The sequence below is a fragment of the Streptomyces zhaozhouensis genome (assembly GCF_900230195.1).
Lineage (GTDB): Bacteria > Actinomycetota > Actinomycetes > Streptomycetales > Streptomycetaceae > Streptomyces > Streptomyces zhaozhouensis.
In genome coordinates this window covers 130,020-152,852 of sequence record NZ_OCNE01000008.1, presented here as the reverse complement: position 1 = coordinate 152,852, position 22,833 = coordinate 130,020, and the positions used below count along the sequence as shown (strand labels likewise).

General features: G+C 74.7%; 18 protein-coding genes. 11 read left to right on the top strand and 7 right to left on the bottom strand.

Features of this window, described 5'->3' with window-relative positions; all coding sequences use genetic code 11:
- Window positions 1-56: 56 nt before the first annotated feature.
- From CRP51_RS13765 to CRP51_RS13755, 3 genes are read right to left on the bottom strand one after another with little or no spacing between them, the layout of a single operon-like run.
- On the bottom strand, window positions 57-1,280 hold the full coding sequence (locus CRP51_RS13765; RefSeq protein WP_097231457.1) for an aminotransferase class V-fold PLP-dependent enzyme: 1,224 nt from the start codon (window positions 1,278-1,280) through the stop codon (window positions 57-59).
- Between the two features lie 5 nt (window positions 1,281-1,285).
- A complete protein-coding gene (locus CRP51_RS13760) occupies window positions 1,286-2,629 on the bottom strand; it encodes a pyridoxal-phosphate dependent enzyme (protein ID WP_097231456.1) in 1,344 nt (447 codons plus the stop codon).
- Window positions 2,626-4,176, bottom strand: coding sequence for a Y4yA family PLP-dependent enzyme (locus CRP51_RS13755; protein ID WP_097231455.1), 1,551 nt, complete (start codon window positions 4,174-4,176; stop codon window positions 2,626-2,628). The genes CRP51_RS13760 and CRP51_RS13755 overlap by 4 nt, the downstream gene beginning before the upstream one ends.
- 453 nt (window positions 4,177-4,629) lie before the next feature.
- On the opposite strand from CRP51_RS13755, the gene CRP51_RS13750 reads away from it, so the two are divergent.
- Window positions 4,630-5,340 (top strand): transglycosylase SLT domain-containing protein, encoded by a 711-nt coding sequence (locus tag CRP51_RS13750; protein WP_245880569.1) that lies wholly within the window; start codon window positions 4,630-4,632, stop codon window positions 5,338-5,340.
- 97 nt (window positions 5,341-5,437) lie between these two features.
- Here CRP51_RS13750 and CRP51_RS13745 read toward each other — a convergent pair whose 3' ends face one another.
- Complete coding sequence (locus CRP51_RS13745) at window positions 5,438-6,031, bottom strand: GNAT family N-acetyltransferase (RefSeq protein WP_245880568.1); 594 nt, start codon at window positions 6,029-6,031, stop codon at window positions 5,438-5,440.
- Window positions 6,032-6,180: 149 nt separating this feature from the next.
- Here CRP51_RS13745 and CRP51_RS13740 point away from each other — a divergent pair, with 149 nt between their 5' ends.
- Window positions 6,181-7,767: a PepSY-associated TM helix domain-containing protein gene (locus CRP51_RS13740; RefSeq protein ID WP_097231453.1), complete on the top strand. Its 1,587-nt coding sequence runs from the start codon at window positions 6,181-6,183 to the stop codon at window positions 7,765-7,767.
- Between the two features lie 192 nt (window positions 7,768-7,959).
- The gene (locus CRP51_RS13735; RefSeq protein ID WP_097231452.1) at window positions 7,960-10,488 is read left to right on the top strand and encodes a tetratricopeptide repeat protein; all 2,529 of its coding nucleotides are present in this window, start codon (window positions 7,960-7,962) and stop codon (window positions 10,486-10,488) included.
- A gap of 298 nt (window positions 10,489-10,786) precedes the next feature.
- On the opposite strand, the gene CRP51_RS13730 is transcribed toward CRP51_RS13735, so the two are convergent.
- Window positions 10,787-12,844, bottom strand: coding sequence for a glycoside hydrolase family 97 protein (locus CRP51_RS13730; protein ID WP_170970547.1), 2,058 nt, complete (start codon window positions 12,842-12,844; stop codon window positions 10,787-10,789).
- Between the two features lie 157 nt (window positions 12,845-13,001).
- Complete coding sequence (locus CRP51_RS13725) at window positions 13,002-13,817, bottom strand: glycoside hydrolase family 16 protein (RefSeq protein WP_097231450.1); 816 nt, start codon at window positions 13,815-13,817, stop codon at window positions 13,002-13,004.
- Window positions 13,818-14,171: 354 nt separating this feature from the next.
- On the opposite strand from CRP51_RS13725, the gene CRP51_RS13720 reads away from it, so the two are divergent.
- From CRP51_RS13720 to CRP51_RS13685, 8 genes are all read left to right on the top strand, one after another.
- On the top strand, window positions 14,172-15,506 hold the full coding sequence (locus CRP51_RS13720) for a PP2C family protein-serine/threonine phosphatase (RefSeq protein ID WP_097231449.1): 1,335 nt from the start codon (window positions 14,172-14,174) through the stop codon (window positions 15,504-15,506).
- Between the two features lie 40 nt (window positions 15,507-15,546).
- Window positions 15,547-16,785 (top strand): CynX/NimT family MFS transporter, encoded by a 1,239-nt coding sequence (locus CRP51_RS13715; protein ID WP_097231448.1) that lies wholly within the window; start codon window positions 15,547-15,549, stop codon window positions 16,783-16,785.
- A gap of 231 nt (window positions 16,786-17,016) precedes the next feature.
- Window positions 17,017-17,499, top strand: coding sequence for a DUF5709 domain-containing protein (locus tag CRP51_RS13710; RefSeq protein WP_097231447.1), 483 nt, complete (start codon window positions 17,017-17,019; stop codon window positions 17,497-17,499).
- A 117-nt stretch (window positions 17,500-17,616) separates the two neighbouring features.
- Entirely contained in the window at window positions 17,617-18,003 is a 387-nt protein-coding gene (locus CRP51_RS13705) for a TM2 domain-containing protein (protein WP_097231446.1), read from the top strand.
- A gap of 5 nt (window positions 18,004-18,008) precedes the next feature.
- Window positions 18,009-18,425: a DUF2752 domain-containing protein gene (locus tag CRP51_RS13700; protein ID WP_097231445.1), complete on the top strand. Its 417-nt coding sequence runs from the start codon at window positions 18,009-18,011 to the stop codon at window positions 18,423-18,425.
- Between the two features lie 71 nt (window positions 18,426-18,496).
- On the top strand, window positions 18,497-19,279 hold the full coding sequence (locus tag CRP51_RS13695; protein WP_097231444.1) for an SGNH/GDSL hydrolase family protein: 783 nt from the start codon (window positions 18,497-18,499) through the stop codon (window positions 19,277-19,279).
- 11 nt (window positions 19,280-19,290) lie between these two features.
- Window positions 19,291-20,721 carry an adenylosuccinate lyase gene (gene purB, locus CRP51_RS13690; protein ID WP_097231443.1) on the top strand — a complete coding sequence of 477 codons (1,431 nt, stop codon included), beginning with the start codon at window positions 19,291-19,293 and terminating at the stop codon, window positions 20,719-20,721.
- Between the two features lie 70 nt (window positions 20,722-20,791).
- On the top strand, window positions 20,792-21,940 hold the full coding sequence (locus CRP51_RS13685) for an ROK family protein (RefSeq protein ID WP_097231442.1): 1,149 nt from the start codon (window positions 20,792-20,794) through the stop codon (window positions 21,938-21,940).
- A 72-nt stretch (window positions 21,941-22,012) separates the two neighbouring features.
- Here CRP51_RS13685 and CRP51_RS13680 read toward each other — a convergent pair whose 3' ends face one another.
- The gene (locus tag CRP51_RS13680; RefSeq protein ID WP_097231441.1) at window positions 22,013-22,735 is read right to left on the bottom strand and encodes a GntR family transcriptional regulator; all 723 of its coding nucleotides are present in this window, start codon (window positions 22,733-22,735) and stop codon (window positions 22,013-22,015) included.
- Window positions 22,736-22,833: the final 98 nt, after the last annotated feature.

Below are 22,833 nucleotides of genomic sequence, written 5' to 3'. Positions count from 1 at the left end.
CGTGGGCGACACCCTACCTGGCGATGGTTTTCAGTTGCGTTTCCACGGCGGACGTTTCAGTCGAGGGTGTCGAGCACCGCCAGCAGCCCGTCGATCTCCTCGGGCGTGTTGTGGACATGGAGGCTTACCCGGACGGCCCCGTCCCGCGCGTCGTCCGCGCGGGCGCCCGCCCGGCAGAGGCTGTCGGCGCGGACCAGGAAGCCGTGGCTGTGCAGGACGAATCCGAGGTCGTCGGAGCCCAGGCCGCGGTGGCGGAACGAGACGATGCCGCGCCGGGGCTGGGCCGTCGCGTCGGCGGCCAGGCTGAGCTGGCAGCCCAGCACCTCGTACTGCGGCAGCCGGCGCAGTCGGTCGGTGAGACGGGCCGCCAGGGCCGTCGTCCAGCGTTCGATCCGGCCCACGTCGGCCGCCGCCAGCCAGTCCAGGGCGACGCCGAGGCTGACCAGACCCACCGTGTTGGGCGTGCCGCTCCAGCCGCCGGGGCGGAAGGCGGGCCCGCGCGACTGGCGCGCCCAGACGGCTCCGGTGCCGGGCAGCGCCAGGGCCTTGTGGCCGGAGAAGACCAGGAAGTCCACGTCGAGCCGGCCCAGGTCCACCGGGACGTGGCCCACGCTCTGCGCGGCGTCGAGGCAGATCGGCACGTCGGGGCCGACCGCCTCGCGCAGCCGGTGCACGTTCATGTCGCCGCCGAGCACGTGGTGGACGTGGGTGGCCGCCACGAACCGGGTGCGGGGGCCGACCAGTCCGGGCAGCGCCCGGTGGTCGTAGTCCCCGGAACCCTCCTGGTAGGGCAGCCCGCGCACCACGATCTCCACGCCCGCGCGGGCCAGCCGCTCGGCGGCCTCCCGCCAGGGGACCAGGTTGGCCTCGTGGTCGGCGAACGGCACCAGGATCTCGTCGCCGTCCGCGAGCTGCGGCGCCAGCCAGTCGAGGGCGACGGCGCGCAGCCCCTCGGTGGTGCCGCTGACGAAGTGCACGGAGGAACGGTCGGGCGCGGGGTCGCCGAGGAACGCGCCGACCCGCTCCCTGACCCGTTCCAGCGCGGCGGTGGTCGCGTTGGCCCAGGGGTAGGTGCCGCGCCCGGCGTTGGCGTTCCTGGTGACCAGGTACTCCTGGACCGCGTCCAGCACGGCGCGCGGCTTCTGCGCGGTGGAGGCGCTGTCCAGATAGGCCAGCTCGGGGTGGGCGGCGACGATGGGGAACTGTTCGCGCAACTCCCGCTGCCAGGAGGCGAGTCGGGCCAGCTCGGCGTCGGGGCCCGCCGGTTCGGCGGCGCGCACGGCGCTCACTCCCGCACCAGCGGCGCGCCGGCGTCGCGCCAGGCGACGACGCCGCCGGCCAGGCTGCGCACGTTGGTGTGCCCCATCCGGGTCAGCAGCGCGGCGAACCTGGCGGACTTCTCGCCGACCGGGCAGACCAGCAGCACCGGCCGGTCCCGGCCGAACGGCAGCCCGCCGTGCACCTGCTGCTCGAACAGCTCGTCGACGATGTTGATCGCCCCCTCGATGTGCAGCGCGGCGTAGGCGTGCGAGCCGCGCAGGTCGACGACGAGCGGCCGTTCCTCCTCGATCCAGCGGCGCGCCTCCGCCACCCCCGCGTCGCGGACCGCGGCCAGCTCCGCCTCGGTGACCGTGGCCAGGGCGTTGCGGTGGGGGGCGCGGCCGAGGAGTTCAGGGCGCCGTCGGCGGACGTAGCCGAGATAGCTCTCCACCCGGTCGCAGGCGATGAAGACGGCGGTCGCGCGCTCGGCGGGCTCCCCGCTGGCGCGCCGGGCGCGTTCCTCGTCCAGGGGGCGCAGGTGGCTGACCGCGCCCCGGTAGGCGGCGCCGCTGGTGGGCCCGGCGAGCAGCCCGCAGCGGCGGTTGAGCTCGACCATGCCGTCGATCGCCTCGTCGGCGGTGACGGCCTCGATCACGTCGTAGGTCTCCGGGTCGAACAGGCCGACCTCGGCGACCTCGTCGAGGGTGCGGATGCCGGGGATGAAGTCCGACTTCGCCGCGACCAGCCCCAACACCCCGACGCCCGGGTCGTGTTCGCGCAGCACCCGGGCGACACCCGTGGAGGAGCCGGCGGTGCCGACGCAGGCGACGAACCAGTCGGGCGCCCGGCCGCCGAGATCCTTGACGATCTCGGGGCCGGTGCCGGTGGTGTGCGCCTCGGTGTTGCGCGGGTTGAAGTACTGGTCGGTGTGGAGGTGGTGGGCGCCGTCCTCGGTCAGGGCGCGGTGGAACTGGGTCAGCGGATCGTCGGTGTCCGTCGGGTCCAGGCACTCGCTGCGCCCCGGCAGCTCCTCGATCTCCGCGCCGAGCAACAGCAGCAGCTCGCGCAGCTCGGGCACCCGCATCCGGTTGGTGACGCTGCGGAAGCGGAGCCCGTGGAGGCCGGCGAGGACGGCGAGCGCCTTGGCCGTGTTGCCGCTGGACAGCTCCACCACCTGCGCGTCCCGCTCCACGGCGCCGGCCAGGTCGGGGCGCAGCATGTTCCAGGCGGCGCGGTCCTTGACGGAGCCGAACGGGTTGAGCATCTCCAGCTTGGCGTAGAGGTCGATGGTGCGCAGCCCGTGCACGGCGGGGTCGATGCGCACCAGCGGCGTGTTGCCGATGGCCTCGGTGATGTCGTCGTATCTCATGACTCTCCGCTCCTGCGCGTGGTGTGGGGCCAGTACCGCTCGTCCAGGGACCACCACCAGGCCCCGTCCGGCCGCCGGCCGGCGGCGACCTTGCGGGCGCCGGGCCGCATCTGCGCGCGGTGGGCGCGGAAGTCCATGCAGTAGCCGGCGGTGTTGGCGAAGGCGAGCAGGTCGCCGCGGTCGGGCAGGCGCGGCAGGAAGACCGTGCGCCGGGTCACCAGGTCGGACTCCAGGCAGAGGTCGCCGACGAGATGGACGCCGACCGGGCGGTCGTCGCCGTCCCCCGGGGGGTCGGCGGCGCCGGCCCGCGGCACCAGCACCGGGTCGGTCAGCACGCCGTGCTCCTCCAGACTGACGTCGCCCGCCGTCATGGCCAGCCGCACCAGCCGGGTGCCGTCCTCGGTGGCCCGCACGTCCACGACCCGCGCCAGGGAGAGCCCGCACTGGTCGACCAGGGAGCGCCCGGGCTCCACCCACAGGTCGTAGAGGTGCTCCAGCAGCACCTCGGCGAGGGGTCGGCCGAGGCCCGGCGCGGGCGTGTTCAGCAGCTCGTCGAGGTAGCCGGGCCCGGCGACCGGCCGGTGCGCGGGGTAGAGGGTGAGCCGGCCGCGCACCGTGCCGCCCTCGTTCCGCAGCCCGTAGCCGTGACCGCCCCAGGTCAGCGGCGGGCGGCGGCCGAGCACGGCGTCGGTCAGCGCGGTGGTGTAGCGCTCCCACTGGCGGCCGTCGGCGAGATAGCTCGCGCCGAAGCCGCCGCCGACGTCCACGACGCGCGGGTCCAGGCCGCGCGCCCTGGCCTCGTCCAGCACGAGCACGCAGCTCTCCAGCGCCAGCGCCTTCTCCTCAAGCCCCGTCGTGTCCAGGTGGTAGCCGACGCCCAGCAGCTCCACGGCGTCGCGTTCCCGCGCGCAGAGGTCCAGCAGCTCGCCGACGGCGCCGGCCGGGGTGCCGAAGCGGGTGCGGCGGGTCAGCAGCCGCACGCCCTCGGAGGCGAAGCCGGACAGCCGCAGCAGGACCCGCACCCGGGGCAGGCCCCTGGCGCGCACCAGGCGCACCAGGTCGGCCAGCTCGGCGGGCGCGTCCACGTGCACGGTCACCCCGGCGCGGGCGGCCAGCCACAGGAAGTCGGGGTCCTTGGGACCGGTGGCCACCACGCGGTCGGGGGCGAAGCCGGCGCCCAGCGCGTGGGACAGCTCCGCCACGGAGGCGGCGTCCAGACCGGCCTCGGTGTCGGCGAGCCGGCGGACCAGCGCGCTGGAGGCGTTGGCCTTGTGCGCGAAGCAGATCCGCCCCTGGAGCCGGTGGCGCCGGTAGACCGCGCGGAACGCCTCCACGTTCGACGCCACCACCTCCGGGAGGACCACGTTCAGCGGCGAGCCCAGCGCGTCGACCAGCTCGTGGAGCAGGTCGGGCGCGGCCAGCAGCGCGCGCAGCGGCGGCTCCAGCCGGGGTTCGAGGAAGAGCGGCTCCTCCGGGGCGGCCCCCGAGCCGTCCTCCGAGGCGGCGGAGCCCACTAACCCCTGGTCCTGGGACAAGGGTGCACCCATGAACTGACAGTCCTCCCCACGCACAACGGCGGCAACGTCCCGTGGACGCGCCCGAGTTGCCCCCTCGGCAGCCCTGATAATCATTTCCAGATCGACACGATTCACGCCCCGCCCGTGCGGCCGGGGCGCGCCGGCCCTCCGAGGACGGCCACCGAGCGGTCACGTCGAGTGATTCCCCGGCCCGCGCGCTGTGATGCCAGACATAGGACAAAGGTCCCCTACGAGGCGGGGTAGCGGTGCCGCGCGCCCGGGGCCCGGCGGCGGGCGGGGGTCGGGCCGGGGGCGTCTACGGGCCGGGTTCGTAGCGGAGGTCTTTGCCCGGCTCAGGGGGCCGCGCTAAGACTGGCCGTCGTCCGCAATCGCGGGATTTACCCCCACTTCCAACGAGGAACGACCACATTGTTCGCACACAGCACCCCTGGCCCCCGCTGGTCCCGGAACCGCAGGGTTTCGGTGGCCGGTGTCGTCGCCGCCGGCGCCGCGGCCATGGCCGTCTCGCTCGTACCGGGCAGCGCGGCCGGCGACTCCCCCGAGGCGCGCACCGCTCCCGCCCCGACCGCGACCCCGACCGAATCCCCCGTGGCCTTCACGCTCGCCCAGGCCGCGGCCGACTCCGGCTCGCCGCGTGACGTCCTCGCCGGCCGGCCGTCCGCCCTGGAACTCCGCCCCGACGCCCAGCCCCGGCAGGCCGCCGCCGACGACGAGGAGACGGCGGAGACGGCGGACGAGCAGCGGAAGAGCGCGGAGCCCGCGACCGAGGACGACGACAGCGGCGAGGACAAGAACGGCGACGACAACGGCGACGAGGCCGCGCCCGCCGCCGCGCCCGCCGAGGAGACGTACCCGGACAACCTCGACGGCTGGATACGCGAGGCCCTGGACATCATGGACGAGCACGACATCCCGGGCACCTACGAGGGTATCCACCGCAACATCATCCGGGAGTCCAGCGGCGACCCGAACGCCATCAACAACTGGGACATCAACGCCCAGAACGGCGTGCCCTCCAAGGGCCTGCTCCAGGTCATCAAGCCCACCTTCGACGCCTACCACGTCGAGGGCACCGCCCACGACCAGTACGACCCGGTGGCCAACATCGTGGCGGCCTGCAACTACGCGGCCGACCGCTACGGGTCGATGGACAACGTCAACGGCCCCTACTGACCATCCCCCGCCCGCCGCTCCCCCTCGGCGGGCACCCCGACCCGGTCCGCCCCGCCGCCCCGCGGGGTGGGCCGGGTCGCTTCGCGGGGGCGGACGTTCAGCCGGCGACGGAGGCGCGCCCCGGGTGGCGCGGGCCGAGGAAGACGACGACGCCGGTCTCCTCCGAGGCGCGCGCCGGCGCCGCCTCGACCCAGCCGAGGCGCCGGTAGAAGGCGCGGGCCGGTGCGGCGACCAGGTGGGTGAGCAGCCAGCAGCGTCCCGACGGCACGTCGTCCGTCACGGCCGCCAGCAGCGCCCTGCCGACGCCCCGGCCGGCCGCCGCCGGATCGACCGCCAGGTCGTTCACCTCGCGACCGCCGCACAGCAGGGCCCTGGTGCGCTCGGCGCCCAGCGTCGCGGCGGCCTTCCCGTAGGAACGGTCCCGGGGGAAGACCTCCGGTGTGGTCACACCGGTCGCGAACCCCAGCACCCGCTCCCCGTCCCGGGCCAGCGCGGCGACGAACCCCGGCCTGCGCACCTCGTCCGGCAGCCGGCGCACGAACACGTCGGCCCTCGACTCGTCCTCGTTCCACGGCGGCCCTGCGAACGCCGCGACATAGGCCCGCCGCAGCCCGGCGCGCCGCCGCAGCAGCTCCGCCCCGTCGACCCGGAGCGCGGTCGGCTCCGCTCCCCGGCCGTCTCCCCGCACCACTTCGCCCCCTCACCACGCGCCACGGCGCCCGCGTGCGCCCAGCCAAGCACACCGCGCGCGGCTCGCGGGAACGCCCCCGGGGCCGCGCCCGACTACTAGGGCGAGGCGGTCGAACGTCGGCCGGCCCTCCGAACGGCAGGTGGTGCGTGATGGCGACAGCGCCGCGTACGCGGGAGAACGACAGCGGGGCCGGGGACGAGCCGGCCCCGGCGGCGGAGGGGCGGCGGACGTCCGCGCGTCCGCTGGTGTTGCGGCTGCACTTCTACGCCGGGCTGCTGGTGGGTCCCTTCCTGCTGGTCGCGGCGTTCTCGGGGCTGCTGTACGCCGCCTCGATCCAGGTCGAGAAGTACGTCTACGACCACGAGCTGAGCGTCCCCGTCGGCGAGGCGCACCTGCCGCTCGACGAGCAGATCGCCGCCGCGCGCGCCGAGCATCCCGAGGGCACGCTCAGCGGGGTGCGCCCGGCAGCCGAGCCGGGGGCGACGACCCGGGTCCTGCTGGACCTGCCCGATTTGGGTCCAAGCCACCGGCTGGCGATCTTCGTCGACCCGTACACGGCGGAGGTCAGGGGGGACCTGGAGGCGTACGGCTCCTCCGGCGCGCTGCCGTTCCGCTGGTGGATCGACGAGCTCCACCGGAACCTGCACCTGGGCGACTTCGGCCGGCACTACAGCGAACTGGCCGCCAGTTGGCTGGCGGTGATCGCCCTGGGCGGGGTCGTGCTGTGGATCGGCCGCCGCCGCACCCGCCGCCGCGTGCGGCGGACGCTGCTGCCCGAGCGCGGGCTCGCCGGCCGGCGCCGGACGCTGGGGTGGCACGGCCCGGTCGGGCTGTGGGCCGCGCTCTTCCTGTGCTTCCTCTCGCTCACCGGGCTGACCTGGTCCCAGCACGCGGGCGCCCACATCACCGACCTGCGCGCCGAGTTGTCCTGGCAGACACCGGCTCCCGACACGTCTCCCCCGTCGGGCGGCGGCGAGGGCGGCGAGCACTCCACCCACGGCGGGCGGACCGACGGCGACGCGGCGGACGACCACGCCGACCACGCCGACCACGCGGAGCACGCGGAGCACGGGGAGCACGGGGAGCACGGGGAGCACGGGGACCATGCCGAACACGGCGAGCACGGCGGTGGCGGCGAGGCCGGGGAGGACGGCGAGCCGGTCGTCACCGCCGGACAGGCGCTGGAGAGCGCGCGGGGCGCGGGGTTGCGCGAGCCCGTCGAGGTGGTCTACCCGACCCAGCCGGGCGGAGCCTTCGCCGTGCAGGAGATCCAGGCCCACTGGCCCACCCAGGTCGACGCCGTCGCCGTCGACCCGGTCAGCGGCGAGGTGACGGACACGGTGCGCTTCGGCGACTACCCGGTCGCCGCCAAGCTGGCGCGCTGGGGCGTCGACGGGCACATGGGGCTGCTCTTCGGGCTGCCCAACCAGCTGCTGCTGATCGCGGTGGCGGGCGCGTTGCTGACGCTGATCGTGCTCGGCTACCGGATGTGGTGGCAACGGCGGCCCACCCGGGGCGGGTTGGCGTGGGGCCGCCCGCCGCGCCGTGGCGCCTGGCGGCGCGCGCCGTGGGCGGTGCTGGTGCCGCTGCTGGCGGGCGCGGCGGTGCTGGGCTGGTACCTGCCGCTGTTCGGGCTGTCACTGCTGGCGTTCCTGGTGCTGGACGCCGTGCTGGGCGCGCTGCACCGGAGAAGGTCCCGGACTCCCGGCTCCGTCCCCGAGGGGGAAGGCGGGTAGCTTTCGGCCCGGACGGGAACTGCCGCGCCCTTCCCGCTCGTCCTTTCCCGTGAGAACGCCATCACGAAAGGTGAGGGTGGTGGGGAATGCTCCCGGTGTCGGTAGGGCCGCCGGCGGCGATGGCGCCGCGCGGCCGACGGCCGATACCGACGACAGCGGCAGCGACCCGCCGCCACCGAGGAGTTGACCGGCATGGGGCAGGCGGAGGCAGCCCACGGAGGCGCGGCGGATGGCCGGAGCGACAACACGATCAGCGGCGGCATCTTCTTCCACGCGGTCATCCAGGGGCGGGACATCACCGTGCAGCTGCCGCCGCGGATCACCCCGGCCCTCTCCGGCCTGCCGGCGCCCTCCGCCGCCTTCACCGGCCGCGACCAGGAGGTCGACCGGCTGCTGAGGGAGCTGGCCCCGGACGTCAGCGGCACGGGCGCCGGGCGGGCAGCGCCCGTGACCGCCGTGTCCGGTCTGGCCGGCATCGGCAAGACGGAACTGGCCGTTCAGACCGCCGCCCGGGCCCGCAAGAAACCGGGCTGGTTCCCCGGCGGGGTGCTCTTCACCGACCTGTCCGGCTACGACCCCGAGCGCAGCCTGTCTCCCGAGCGGGCCCTGGAAGGACTGCTGCGCGCGCTGGGCATGACCGGCGATCACATACCCAACGGTCTGCAGGACCGGCAGCGGCTGTACCGCAGCGTGCTGGCAGCCTACGCGGACAACCGGCAGCGGATCCTGGTGGTCGTCGACAACGCCCGCACCGCAGAACAGGCCCGCCCGCTGTTGCCCACCGACGGTGTGACCGCTGCCCTTGTCACCTCCCGCCACACCCTCGACGGACTCGACGCCCGCCTCCACGACCTCGGTGTCCTTGGGGAGTCGGCCTCCGTCGCCCTGCTCGACCAAGCGCTGCGCCGCGCCCGTGGAGAGGGCGACACCCGCGTCGCCGACGATCCGGAAGCGGCCACGACGATCGCCCGGCTGTGCGCGGGCCTGCCGCTGGCCCTGCGTATCGTCGCCGCCCTCCTGGCTGCCGCGCCCGCCCGTCCCGGGGCCTCCCTCGCCGCCGCCCTGCGGGCTGGACACACCCGCCTGGACAAGCTGAGCCGCCCCGACCGGGCCGTGCGGGCGGCCTTCGACCTGTCCTACCGACTCCTCGACGGAAATCACGCCCGGCTGTTCCGGCTGCTGCCTCTCAACTCCGGCCCCGACCTGTCCACCGAGGCCGCCGCCCACCTCGCCGGCACCGACCCGGACAGGGCCGAGGAACTGCTGCAACACCTGGCCGACGCACACCTGGTCGAGCCCGGACAGGTCTGGGGCCGCTGGCGGATGCACGACCTGGTCCGGCTCTTCGCGGACGAGGCCGGGCAGGCCCGCGCCACGGACGACGGCCGGGACGCGGCGGTGGACCGCCTGCTCGACCACTACCTCACCACCGCTCAGGCCGCCGACACGCACCTGCAGACAACGCCGGGCCTGCCCCTCCCGGACGACTTCACCGACCGCGATCAGGCGCTGGAGTGGCTGGACGCCGAACGGGGCAACCTGGTCGCCGCCGCCACGGCCGCCCCCGCACACCACGCCGCCGCCACGGGACTCGCACTGGCACTTGGCACGTTCCTCGACCTGCGCCGCTACGCGAACGACTGGGTCGACCTCAGTACCGTCGCCGTCGCCGTCTGCCGGGAGGCCGGAGACCGCCACAACGAGAAAGCGGCGCTCGATGCTCTGGGGCGTGCTCTCTTGCGTGCGGGCAGATCCGGAGAAGCTGTCGACACCTTCAGGGCGTGTCTCGCTCTGTGCCGTGCGGCCGGAGACCGCCACGCGGAAGCCATGACGTTGAGCAACCTCGGACAGGCTCTGGCGTCCCTGGAGAGGTTCGTGGAGGCCGTCAACGTCCTCAGCGAGGCCGCGGGCCTCTTCGGGGAGATGGGGGACAGCCTGGGCGGAGCCCGGGTGCTGGGCATCCTGGGGCCCATCCAGATCGAGTTGGGCGGATCCGAGCGGGCTGTCGGCTACCTGACCGAGGCCGTCGCGCACTGGAGGGAGGTGGGCGACCGCCACGCGGAGAGCGTGACGCTGGACACCCTCGGACTGGCCCTGGTCGGCGCGCGCGAGTTCGGGGAGGGAGTCAAGGCTCACGCCGACGCCGTCGCCCTCTTCCGTGAATGCGGTGACCCCCATGGGGAGGCGCACGCGCTGAACAACCTCGGGGCCGCGTTGATCCGGATGCGCAGATTCGACGAGGCCGCCGACTCCGTTCTCGGCGCCGCCCGCCTCTCCAAGGAGATCGGATACCGTCGATGCGAGGCCATGGCGCTGGCCAACTTCGGGCAACTACTGCTTCAGAAGCGGAGCTTCGACAAGGCCGTCACTCCGCTCACCACCGCTGCCGGTCTCTTCCGGGAAACCGGCGACCGCCGCAGCGCGGCCTCGACGCTGAACCTCCTCGGCCAAGCCCTCGCCGAGGAGGGCAGATTCGACGAGGCCGCTGACGTCGGGGTCCAGGACGCGTCGCTCTGCCGGGAGTTGGGCGACCGCCACGGCGAAGGCATCGCCTGGAAGAACGTCGGGCTCAGTCTGTGTCAGGTACGCAGATGCGACGAGGCCGTTGAGGCTCTCTCCTCCGCCGCTGCCCTCTTTCGAGAGACCGGCGACCGGCGCCGCGAGGCCGAGGTACGTGTCCAGGCGGGCCTGGCCCGCGCCGCAGGCGGGCGGCCCGGCTGACGGCCGCTCCCCGCCGGTGAGGTCTCAGACGGCCGCGGCCGGCACGAGCGGGTGCGGCGTCCCGGCGGCGCCCAGCTCGCCGGCCTCCGGGCCGGAGCGACGCCGACGGACGGTCGCGTCCGGGAGCGTGCCGAGGCGGCGGAACAGCGGAGACGCCAGCCGGCTCGGAGGCTGTCACCGCACGGCCGAGCGGTGCCTCGGCGGCGTCCGGGGCGTGGCGGGACCTCGCCCGTTCATGGCCCGCACGGTGCCGCCGAGGCGTGAGGGGCGTTCCCACGCCGGTGGCGGCCCGGGGCGCTCAGAGCGGACGGAAACGGATCGCGGTGCCTCCGCCGGCGACCAGGCGCAGCCTGAGCGTGGTGGAGGCCCGCACCGTCTCGGTGCGGATGTCGATCGGGAGGGGGTTCTCGCGCCACGTCGTCTCGGCGGCGTCCTGGTAGATCTCGGCGACGTAGCGGCCCCGGGCCAGGAAGCGCAAGGGCACCCGCAGCGTCCGGTCGTGCTCGTCGGTGATCGCCCCGAGGTACCAGAGGTCGCCCTTCCGGCGGGCGGCGACCGTGTGGTCGCCTATCTCGCAGTCCAGGAACCTGGTCTCGTCCCAACTGGCCGGCATGTCCTTGAGATAGGCGAACCCGGGGTGGGCGCGGTAGTTCTCCGGGGTGTCGGCCAGCATCTGGAGCGGGCTGAAGAAGACCGTGTAGAGGGCGAGTTGCGCGGCCGAGGTGGTCTGCACCCGGGTGTTGAGGCCGGCCGGGTCCCAGGTCACGTTGAGCACGCCGGGGGTGTAGTCGGCGGGGCCGCCCATGAAGCGGGTGAACGGCAGGATGGTGGCCTGCTCGGGCGGGTTGCCGTTCTCACCCATGTAGTTGTGCTGTTCCATCCCGGCGACGCCCTCGCCGGTCATCATGTGCGGATGGGTGCGGGCCAGCCCGGTCGGCTTGATGGCCTCGTGCGCGTTGATCATGATGCGGTGGCGGGCCGCCGCGTCGATGACGCGCTGGTAGTGCCGGACGGCCTCCTGGTCGTAGTGGCTGCGGTTGACGCCGCCCAGTTCGAACCTGGTGGCGTAGCCGGTCTTGATCGCGTCGATGCCCAGCTCGGCGTAGCGGCCGAAGATGGTCTCCAGGTGCTCCTCGTAGTAGTCGACGAAGCCGCGCGTCTCGTTGTGCGCGACGAAGCGGACGCCGTTGGCCTCGGCGTAGCGCAGCACCTCGGGGAGGTCGAAGTCGTCCCTGGGCGTGAGAAAGTCCTGTCCGGTCCACTCCCCGCCGGCGCCGGTGTTCCAGCCCTCGGCGAGCACATGGCCGGCGCCGGCCTCGCGGGCCAGGTCGATGTACTCCTTGACCCGCGCGGTGGTGGCGCCGTGCCGCGGCCCCTCGGTCCAGGTGGTGTCGCGGCGTTGCAGCTCCCACCAGACGCCGACGTAGGTGCCCGGGGTGATCCAGGAGGTGTCGTCGAGCGCGCACGGCTCGTTGAGGTTCTCGATCAGGTGGGACTCGGCGAGGTCCCCCGCGCGGTCGCCGATGGTCAGGGTGCGCCAGGGAGTGGAGAACTCGCCCTCCAGATGCGCCTTGTTGCCGTCCGGGAGGCTGATCAGCTCGCTGACCAGGGTGCCCGGCCGGTCGTCCCGCCCGGTCGCCGCCAGGGTCATGCTCGGATAGTCCACCAGCGCCGCCTCGTGCACCACGACATGCGTCCCCCGCGCGGTGGCCAGCGTCAACGGCGTCTGCGCGGTGGCCACCTCGGCGAGCGGGGCGCGGCGGTAGTGGCGTTCGTCGGCGTTCCAGTCGGTGCCGGCCTCCAGCGACCAGCTGGTGGCGTCGGCGGGCAGCGCGAACTCGGTGCGCTCGGCGGTGACGGTGTAACGGTCGAGCCCGTCCTGGGCCGGCAGGCGGTAGCGGAGGCCGACACCGTCCTCGAAGACCCGGAAGATCACGTCGAGCCGGGTCCCGGTGTCCCGCTGGACGGTGCGCACCACGCACTCGTTGGCGTGGTTGCGCACGGTCGCGTCCGGGCCCCAGACGGGGCGCCAGGTCTCGTCCACGGTGTCGCGTTCGACGGACACGATCTCCAACCCCTCGGTGAGGGAGGGGCGTTCCGCCAGGTCCAGGCCGAGCCCCGAGGAGGCGACCAGGGTCTCCCCCCGGCGCGCGACCTCGTAGCGCAGACGACCGTCCACGAGGCGGACGGTCACCCGCACCGGGCCGCGCGGCGCGCGGACGGTGAGGCCGCGGGAGGCGGCGCCCGCGGCGGTGCCGCCTGACTCGGCGGCGGCCGGGGCGGTGGTGACGGCCCCGACGAGCGCCGCCCCCACGGTGGCGCCCAGAACCGTACGGCGGTTCGGCTTGCTGTTCACTTCACGCTCCATTGCGAACAAGTCCAACACGGGCGAACAGAACTGAGCACATCCTGTCGCCGTGCTCGGCCGCCTGACAATGGTCGTGCGCGACGGGACGACCACCGTGCCGCGTCGGGGCGGCGGCGGTCGCGCCGCGAGGGCCCGCCCGGCGCGGCTACGCGCGGGTGCGGCCGACGTAGAGGTCGCGCGCGTGGTAGAGGGTGTCGGTGGTCGGCCCCGAGGAGCCGGAGGAGCCCTCCATCTGGAGGTTGACGATGATCCACAGCGGCTGGTCGACGAAGCCGGCGCCCCGGTGCTGGCCCACCCAGTTGTCGTCCAGGTAGTAGTGGATGTCGACGTCGGTGGCGCTGACCTGGGCGATCCAGGCGCGGTAGCTGTGCCAGGCGCCGGGGTCGGCGACGTCGACGACGGTGTTGGACCAGCCGCCCGAGGCGTTCCGGTAGGTGTTGAACCAGTTGCGGGCGTCCCCCTTGTACTCCAGGATGTCGCTCTCCGGCGGCCAGCTGTTGACGCCGGTCAGCCAGAACGCGGGCCAGGTGCCGGGGGCCGACGGCGCCCGGAAGCTGCCCTTGACCTCCCACTCGGGGAACTGGGCTCCCACCACCACGTGTTGCCTGGCGTGGATCGCGCCGGAGTGGTAGCGGATGGGCAGATGGGGGTCGGCCGAGCTGTTGCCCTCGTCCCAGTCGATGCGGGTGGCGCGCAGCGTCAGCGTCCCCCCGTCGAGCGAGACGTGGTGGTGGTCGGTGGGGCTCCCGTACATGCGGGCGGTGCCGTTGTGGTCAGAGCCCCAGGGGTAGAGGTAGTTCCAGGACCGCTCCAGCGTGGCGTAGTCGGCGAACGAGTCGCTGATCACCGTCTCCCAGGCGGTGGGCCCGACCGTCGCGGCGGCCGGGCGCGGCCAGCCGACGGCGGCCGCGGCCAGACCGGCGCCGCCGGCCGTGAGGAAGCGTCGTCGCGTGTGCGTCATGGCTCCGAGACCTTTCCGTGTGAAGGACGTGGGTCGCGCGATGCGCTGTGGCCGTTCCCTGGCCTCGGCACTCGGTGCCGGCTCCCTCCGCCGGAGAACCACGACAGACGCCCACACCATCACCCCGGGTCACTCCGTGGTCAACAGACGGCGAAGAAACCTTCACGTTCGACGGGCGTTCGACAGCCGTTCCGGCGGCGTTCCACCGGCGCGCGTCCGAGCGGCCGTGCGGGCGGCCGTCCTGCGCCGACCGGGTGGGGGGCGGGGGGTGGCTGCGGCCCGGTCGCCCGCGTGGCGGGGGCGGGACGCGTATCCAGGAGCTCCCTGGACGGCCGGCCGACGGAGAGAACCCCCATGGCGCAGCACCGGGACCACCCGGACATCCCCTACTCCTCCCTGCTGGACCTGCCGCTGTCCACGGACCTGGACCGGATCAGCGCGCAGCTGCACGACCTGGCCCGCGCCCAGGGCAGCCTCCAGGGGCTGCTCGACGCGGTGCTCGGCATCAGCGGGGAGCTGGAGCTGCCGGCCGTGCTGCGGCGGATCGTCAGCACGGCGATGCACCTGGTCGGCGCGCGGTACGGGGCGTTGGGGGTGCTGGACGAGGAGGGGGACGCGCTGGCCGAGTTCATCCCGCTGGGGCTGGACCGCCAGGAGCTGGAGAACCTGGAGGGCGTCGAACTGCCGCGCGGACGCGGCCTGCTGGGACATCTGATCCATCATCCCGAGCCGCTGCGGGTGGCGGAGGTCTCGGCACACCCGGAGTCGGCCGGCTACCCGCCGGGCCATCCGCCGATGCGTTCCCTGCTGGGGGTGGCGATCCGGGTGCGGGAGCGGGTCTACGGCAACATCTATCTCTCCGAACGACGCGACGGGCGCCCCTTCGACGAGCACGACGAGGGGGTGATCCGCGCGCTCGCCGGCACGGCGGGGGTGGCGATCGAGCACGCCCGGCTCTACCAGCGGGTGCGCGGCAGCGCGGAGACGTTCCAACGGATGCTGCTGCCCACCCTGCTGGACCTGGCGCCGCTGTCGGCGGCGACCATCTACCGGCCGGCCAACGAGCCGGACCACCTGGGCGGCGACTGGTACGACGCGCTGCCGCTGCCGGACGGCTCGTGCGTGGCGGTGATCGGGGACGTGGTCGGCCACGACATCCGGGCGGCGGCGCGGATGTCGCAGGTGCGCAACATGCTGCGGGCGCTGGGGCTCAGCGGCGGACGTTCCCCGGGGGCGCTGCTGAGTCAGCTGGACGAGATCCTGACCACGGTCGGCGAGAGTGTCTTCACCACGGCGTGGCTGGCACGCGTGGAGCCGGCGGGCGGCACCGACTGGGCGGTGCGGTGGAGCAACGCCGGCCACCCGCCGCCGCTGCTGCTGGTGCCGGGGCGGCGCCCCCGGTTCCTGGACGAGGAGCCCGGGGTGCCGCTGGGCGTGGACGCGGGGGTCACGCGCCCGGAGCACCGGGCGGAGCTGCCGGCCGGGAGCGTGCTGGTGCTCTACACGGACGGGCTGGTCGAGGAGCCGGGCCGGTCGCTGGACGACGGGATGCGGACGTTGGCCCGGGTGGCGGAGGCCCGGCTGGGCGGCTCGCTGGAGGAGCTGTGCGAGGCGCTGGCCACCGAGTGCGCGGGGGACGCCGGGGACGACATCGCGATCCTCGCCCTGCGCACCCCGGACGGCGACTGAGAAGCCCGCCCGGATCGAACGGGCGTCCTACGATGAGGGAATGACCTCCCGGGACGCCGCGACCGCCGACCACGCCGCGGCGCGCGACGCACCGCCCAGGTCCCTGGTCTGGGCGCGGCGGTTGGCCGTGCCCGCGCTGCTGCTGGCGGCGGCGAACCTGCGTCCCGCCGTCACCAGCCTCGGGCCGGTGCTGGAGGAGGCCAGGGCGGGGCTGGGCATGAGTGCCCCGGTCGCCGGCCTGCTGACCTCGATGCCGGCCGCCTGCTTCGCCCTGGTGGGCTTCGCCGCTCCCCCGCTGGCCCGGCGGCACGGACCCGACCCGGTGGTGCTGCTGGGCATGGTGGTGCTGACGGCGGGCCTGGCGCTGCGCCCGCTGGCGGGGAACGCGGGCGCGTTCCTCGCCCTGAGCACCCTGGCGCTGGCGGGGATCGCGCTGGTCAACGTGTTGATGCCGGTCGTGGTCAAGGAGCGCTTCCCGGAGCGGGTCGGCGCGATGACCGGCGCCTACGCGATGGCGCTGAACGTGGGCGCCTCGACGGCGGCGGCGGTGACCGTCCCGCTGGCCGACCGGTTCGGCGACTGGCGGGTCGGGGTGGGCGCCTGGGCGCTGCTGGCGGGCGTCGCGGTGCTGCCCTGGCTGGCCCTGACGCGCGCCGGCACCGCTCCGGCCTCCCCCTCCGAGCCCGCCGAGGCGCCGGCCGTGGCGCCGCGGCTGACCAGGAACCCGACGGCCTGGGCGCTGGCGGTCTACTTCGGGCTCCAGGCGACCGCCGCCTACGTCGTGATCGGCTGGCTGCCGCAGGTCTTCCGGGACGCCGGGATCTCGGCGGAGGCCGCGGGGCTGCTCTTCGCGCTCACCTCGGTGCTGGGCATCCCGCTCTCCTTCGCGCTGGGCGCGGTCGTCGGACGGCTGCGCGGCGGGCAGGGCGGCATCGCGGTGGCCCTCGGCTTCTTCGGGCTCGCCGGGTACGCGGGGCTGTGGGCCGCGCCGGCGACGGCGCCGTGGCTGTGGGCGGGGCTGCTGGGCGTCTCCAACTGCGCGTTCCCGCTGGCCCTCACGATGATCGCGCTGCGCGGCAGGGACGGCGGGATCGTCGTCCGCCTCTCCGCGTTCGCCCAGGGCATGGGCTACCTGCTGTCGATCCCCGGGCCGCTGCTGGTCGGGGTGCTCTACGACCTGGACGGCGGGTGGCGGCTGCCGTTGGCCTTCCTGATGGTGCTGGTGGTGCCGCAGATGGTGGCCGGGGCCCTCGCCGGCCGCCGACGGCAGATCGGCTGAGCCGACCGTCCGACGCGCCGCCCCCGGCCGGGCGGGGGCCCGGGTGCCCCGGCGACCTCGGCACACAGCTCGTCGACACCCGGGCGCGGCGGGTGACCCCGCGATGGAGGGGGCGCACAGATCCCGCCCGACACTCCCCCACCTCGCACGCGTCGCCGTTTCGCCCACCGAACGGGCGTTTTGTCCCGGCGGTGCCGGGGAAGCCGGAGCGGACAGAAGGGAGGGCTGGAGATGAGTGACGACGCCGCGATGGGCGACGAGGTCTACCAGCCGACCACGTCGGAGACCAGGGACGACCCCTACGAGCTGGACCTGGAGAACAGCCTCGACGGCTACGACGAGGACGCCACCCTCGACGAGGGCTACTCCCCGCCGGAGAAGCCGCTGGCCGTCGACGACCCCGGCACCACGGCGCGCGGCCAGCGCGAGGGGCCCAGCCTCGACCAGCGGCTGACCGAGGAGACGCCCGACGTCCGGCCGCCGGAGGGCGACGGCGTCGGCGACCTGCCGGACAGCGAGGGCGAGCCGGTGGACCGCGACCAGGTCGGTGACGCACGCGCCGGGCGGCTGGTGCGGGCGAGCGACGAGGCGACGCTGCGGCCGGACCCGGTCGCCGCGGAGGACGAGGGGATCGACGGCGGCGCGGCGACCGCCGAGGAGGCCGCGATGCATCTCACGGAACCGGAGGGGGCGCCCGGGGTGTCCGAGGAGTGAGGGAGGCACCCGGCGCGTTACCCGATGATCCGGTTGTTTGGCAGTATGTCGCCTGGCCGCGTTCTCCAGTGGCGGCCGTTCCCGTTTTCCCAACCGCTCATCGTCCTTTGGGGGGACATGTCCGACCAGAATCCCTACCAGCAGCCCAACCCGCAGCAGCCCCCGCCGGGCGGCCAGCCCGGGTACGGCTACCCGCAGCAGCCGCCCGGCGGCTACGCGGGCGGCTACGGCGGGCAGCCCGGCTACGGCGCGGACCCCAACGCGCCCTACGGGTACGACCCCTACGGCCGTCCCTACTCCCACAAGTCCAAGATCGTCGCGGGTGTGCTCCAGATCCTGCTGGGCGGCGTCGGCGCCGGCCGCTGGTACACCGGGCACGCCGGCATGGCCGTCGCGCAGCTGCTCACCTGCGGTGGCCTGGGCGTCTGGGCGCTGATCGACGGCATCCTCTTCCTCGTCAAGGACGACCGCACCGACGGTGACGGCCGGGTCCTGAAGAACTGACAGCCGTGGACCGCGTACGGCGGACCGAAGCGGTGGCGCGCCGGGTACACCCCGCCGCGCCACCGCTCGCCGCGTGGGGCGCCGGCCTTCTCGGCGCCCTCTACCTGTGGCGCACCGACCCGCACCAGGGCGGCGCCCTCCTCCCCCGCTGCCCGGTCAACTGGGCCACCGGCCTCGACTGCCCCGCCTGCGGCGCGACCCGGATGTCCTACGACCTGCTCCATCTCGACCCGGCGGGGGCGTTCGCGGCCAACCCGGTGCTGCTGCTCCTCGGCGTGCCGCTGGCCCTCTTCCTCTCCGGGCGCTGGCTGGCCGCCGGACTGCGCGGTGAACGGTACCGGCCCCGGTTCACGCCGGCGGCCACCGCGGCGGTGCTGGCCGTGGCCGCGGTCTGGGCGGTGGCGCGCAACCTGCCGGGTTGACCCGGCGATGACCCGGTGCCCACCGGGCGGGCGGCGCACGCCGTGCCGTACTCGTTAGCATGGACGGCGCCATGCACGAGATCGCAGAGTTCCGCAGTCTGGTCGCCCTGGGCGACTCGTTCACCGAGGGCATGTCCGACGCCCTGCCCGACGGCGGCTACCGGGGCTGGGCCGACCTGTTGGCCCAGCGGCTCGGCGAGCAGCGCTCCGACTTCCGCTACGCCAACCTGGCGGTGCGCGGCAAGCTGATGCGCCAGATCGCCGAGGACCAGGTGCCCGTCGCGGCCGCCATGGGCGCCGACCTGGTCACCCTCGTCGGCGGCCTCAACGACGTGCTGCGCCCGCGCTGCGACATCGACGAGATCTGCGGGCTGCTGGACCGAGCGGCGGGCGAACTGGCTCCCAACTGCCGGCAGTTGGTGCTGATGCGCAGCCCCGGGCGGCAGGGGCCCGTGCTCGACCGGTACCGGGGCCGGATGGAGGCGCTCTTCGCCGCGATCGACGAGATCGCCGGGCGGCACGGCGCGCTCGTGGTCGACCTCTACGCGGCGAAGTCGCTCGGCGACCCCCGGATGTGGGCCGACGACCGGCTGCACCTGACGACCGAGGGGCACCGCAGGATCGCCGAGGCCGTGTGGGAACGGCTGGGCGGCGAGCCCGCGTTCGACTGGGACGAGCCGCTGCCGGCGACCGCGCCCGGCCGCTGGTACGCGCGGCGCGCGGCGGACGCGCGGTTCGCCCGGCAGTATCTGCTGCCGTGGATCGGACGCCGGCTGACCGGGCGTTCCTCCGGCGACGGCCGCCCCGCCAAGCGACCCGACCTGGCGCCCGTGGCCTGGGAGAAGGGGCCGTAGAATCCGGCCTTGTGACTGACAAGCCGCGCATTCCGAACGTCCTGGCCGGCCGCTACGCCTCGGTGGAGCTGGCCCGGCTCTGGTCCCCCGAGAACAAGATCGTGCTGGAGCGCCGGCTGTGGCTGGCGGTGCTCGCGGCCCTGGCCGACCTGGGCGTCGAGGTGCCGGCCGGCGCGGTCGACGACTACCGGCGGGTGCTGGAGTCGGTCGACCTGGCCTCCATCGCGGAGCGCGAGCGGGTCACCCGGCACGATGTGAAGGCGCGGATCGAGGAGTTCAACGCGCTCGCCGGGCACGAGCAGATCCACAAGGGCATGACCTCCCGCGACCTGACGGAGAACGTCGAGCAGTTGCAGCAGCGGCTCTCCCTGGAGCTGGTGCGGGACCGCACGGTCGCGCTGCTCGCCCGGCTCGGACGGCTGGCGGGCGAGCACGCCGGGCTGGTGATGGCCGGGCGTTCGCACAACGTGCCGGCGCAGGCGACGACGCTGGGCAAGCGGTTCGCCACCGCCGCCGACGAGCTGCTGGTGGCCTTCGGCCGGCTGGAGGAGCTGCTGGCCCGCTACCCGCTGCGCGGGGTGAAGGGCCCGGTCGGCACCTCGCAGGACATGCTGGACCTGCTGGGCGGGGACGAGCACCGGCTCGCCGAGCTGGAGGGGCGGGTCGCCGGGCACCTCGGCTTCACCCAGGTCCTGGGCTCGGTCGGGCAGGTCTACCCCCGTTCCCTGGACTACGAGGTGGTCAGCGCGCTGGTCCAACTGGCCGGCGCCCCCTCCTCGTTGGCCAAGACGATCCGGCTGATGGCCGGGCAGGAGCTGGTCACCGAGGGCTTCCAGCCGGGACAGGTCGGCTCCTCGGCGATGCCGCACAAGATGAACACCCGCTCGTGCGAACGCGTCAACGGGCTCGCCGTCGTGCTGCGCGGCTATGCCTCGATGACCGGCGAACTGGCGGGCGACCAGTGGAACGAGGGGGACGTCTCCTGCTCCGTCGTGCGCAGGGTGGCGCTTCCCGACGCGTTCTTCGCCTTCGACGGGCTGGTCGAGACGATGCTGACGGTGCTCGACGAGTTCGGGGTCTTCCCGCCGGTCGTCGCCCGCGAGCTGGACCGCTATCTGCCGTTCCTGGCGACCACCAAGGTGCTGATGGCGGCGGTGCGCGCCGGCGTCGGGCGGGAGAGCGCGCACGAGGCGATCAAGGAACACGCGGTGGCGTCCGCGCTGCGGATGCGGGAGGGTGCTGAGCGGAACGAGCTGCTGGACCGGCTCGCGGCGGACGAGCGCGTGCCGCTGGACCGGCCGGCGCTCGAGGAGCTGATGGCCGACCGGCTCTCCTTCACGGGAGCCGCGCACGGCCAGGTGGCCGCCGTGGTGGCGCGTGTCGACGAGGTCGTCAAGCGCTACCCGGAGGCCGCCGGGTACGCCCCGGGCGCGATTCTCTGAGGACGCCGACGGGGCACGGCCGGCAGGGGGGCGGCGCGGAGCGGGTCAGACGGCGTGGCAGGGAGACACGGTGGGCCAACTCATGGGCGGCGACCCCTCGTTGCTGCGCAAGATCAACCAGGCGGCGGTACTGCGCGCGCTGCGCGCGGCCGGCCGCGGCTGCTCGCTGACGGACCTCGCCGCCACCACGGGGCTGTCCCGGCCGACGGTCGAGGGCGTGCTGGAGGGCCTGGCGCGGACCGGACTGGTCGCCGAGGCCGAGGGCGCGGCGGCGGAGGGCGCGCGGCGGGGCCGGCCGGCCCGGCGCTACCGGTTCCGCGCCGAGGCCGGGCGGCTGCTGGGCGTGGAGGTCGGCAGCCGGCGGGTCACGGCGGTGCTGGCCGACCTGGCCGGCCGGCGGCAGGGCGAGGCGACCCGCGCGGTGGAGACCGAGGCGCCGGCCGCCGAGCGGCTGGAGCGGCTCGCGCACACCGCCCGGACGCTCCTGGGCGACCTGGGCGTGACCGTCTCCGCGCTGCGCGCGGTCGGCGTGGGCACGCCGGGCATCATCGGCCAGGACGGCTCGGTGGCGCTGTGCGCGGCGCTGCCCGGGTGGACCGGGCTTCCGCTGGGCGAGCGGCTGCGCGAGCTGTTCCGGGTGCCGGTGCTGGTGGAGAACGACGCCAACGCGGCGGTGCTCGGCGAGCGTTGGGTCGGCGCGGCGGCCGGCGCCGACGACGTGGTGATGGTGCTGGCCGGGCTGAGCCCCGGCGCGGGGTCGCTCATCGGCGGACGGCTGCACCGGGGGCACGGGGGTGCGGCCGGGGAGATCGGCGCGCTCCATCTGCTGGGCCGGCAGGCCACGCCGGAACGGCTGCTGTCGACGGCCGGCACGCCCGTCGACCCGCTGGACGAGCGGGCCGTGACGCGGGTGCTGGCGGCGGCGCGGGCCGGCGACCCGCGCGCGGAGGACGCGGTGGCGCGGTTCGTCGAGCGGCTGACCCACGACGTGGCGGCGCTGGTGCTGGCGCTTGACCCGGAGCTGGTGGTGGTCGGCGGCTGGGCGGCCGGGCTGGAGAGGGTGGTGGAGCCGCTGCACCGGGAGTTGGAGCGCTACTGCCTGCGGGCGCCCCGCGTGGTGGCGTCGGCGCTGGGCGGCGGGGCGGTGGCGACGGGGGCGGTGCGGTTGGCGCTGGACCATCTGGAGGCGGAGCTGTTCACGGTGACGGAGACCGGCTGAGCCGTCCCGGCGGGCGCGCGAGCGACCACCCACCGGGGCGCGGACGACCGCCCGCCCGGCAGGGCGGAAGCGTTACAGCGCGCCGCCCGCCGGCGCGAACGTGAGGCGGCAGGTGTCGGCGCGATACGTGGCGAGGGAGACCGCCGCGACGCGGCCGGCGGCCGTGTAGCGCGTGGTGACCAGCAGCACCGGGGAGCCGGGCAGCCGGTCCAGGCCCCTGGACTGCTCCGCGTCGGCCGACCCCAGCTCCACCGACCGGTCCTGCCCCTCCAGCGGCTGGTCGCGCAACGCGGCCAGCGCCTCGTCGGCGCCCTCGGCCGGCCGGGCCCCCGGCAGCACGTAGAGCCGTTCGATCGCGACGGGCTGGCCGGCGGCCACCAGCACCCGGCCGACCAGCGACAGCGGCGTCCCGCGCGGCACGTCCAGCGCCTGCGCCACCGCCGCCGGCGCGGCCACCGTGGCGAGGCCGGTGACCGTCCAGGGGTCGTCCTCGGCGCCGGGCCAGGTCTGCCCGGCGGGGCTGACGTCGACCCCGACACGCGGCGGCGCGACCGTGGTGCCCACTCCGCGTCGGCGCTGGAGGCGCCCCTCCAGCTCCAGCTGGTCGAGGGCCTGCCGCAGGGTGGCACGCGCGACACCGAACCTGGCGGCCAGCGTGCGCTCGTCGGGCAGCACCTGCCCGACGCTGAACTCGGCGTCCAGCGCGTCGGTCAGCGCGGTCCTCAGCTGCCAGTACTTGGGCTCGGCCGGCGCTGTGCCCGGCCGGGACGCGGTCCGTCCAGTGGTGGTCCCCACCCTCGCCTCCCCTGCCGCGCACCGGCCGGCACCCCGCGGGGGCGCCCGGGAACGTCGCGGAACGCGGTGATTATGAAAGGTTGTTGCGTAACTGGACT

Bases quoted from the DNA above. Each gene is read 5' to 3' on its own strand.
- CRP51_RS13760 (WP_097231456.1), bottom strand. From the start codon at position 2,629: ATGAGATACGACGACATCACCGAGGCCATCGGCAACACGCCGCTGGTG.
- CRP51_RS13755 (WP_097231455.1), bottom strand. From the start codon at position 4,176: ATGGGTGCACCCTTGTCCCAGGACCAGGGGTTAGTGGGCTCCGCCGCC.
- CRP51_RS13740 (WP_097231453.1), top strand. From the start codon at position 6,181: ATGGCGACAGCGCCGCGTACGCGGGAGAACGACAGCGGGGCCGGGGAC.
- CRP51_RS13735 (WP_097231452.1), top strand. From the start codon at position 7,960: ATGGGGCAGGCGGAGGCAGCCCACGGAGGCGCGGCGGATGGCCGGAGC.
- CRP51_RS13725 (WP_097231450.1), bottom strand. From the start codon at position 13,817: ATGACGCACACGCGACGACGCTTCCTCACGGCCGGCGGCGCCGGTCTG.
- CRP51_RS13720 (WP_097231449.1), top strand. From the start codon at position 14,172: ATGGCGCAGCACCGGGACCACCCGGACATCCCCTACTCCTCCCTGCTG.
- CRP51_RS13715 (WP_097231448.1), top strand. From the start codon at position 15,547: ATGACCTCCCGGGACGCCGCGACCGCCGACCACGCCGCGGCGCGCGAC.
- CRP51_RS13710 (WP_097231447.1), top strand. From the start codon at position 17,017: ATGAGTGACGACGCCGCGATGGGCGACGAGGTCTACCAGCCGACCACG.
- CRP51_RS13705 (WP_097231446.1), top strand. From the start codon at position 17,617: ATGTCCGACCAGAATCCCTACCAGCAGCCCAACCCGCAGCAGCCCCCG.
- CRP51_RS13695 (WP_097231444.1), top strand. From the start codon at position 18,497: ATGCACGAGATCGCAGAGTTCCGCAGTCTGGTCGCCCTGGGCGACTCG.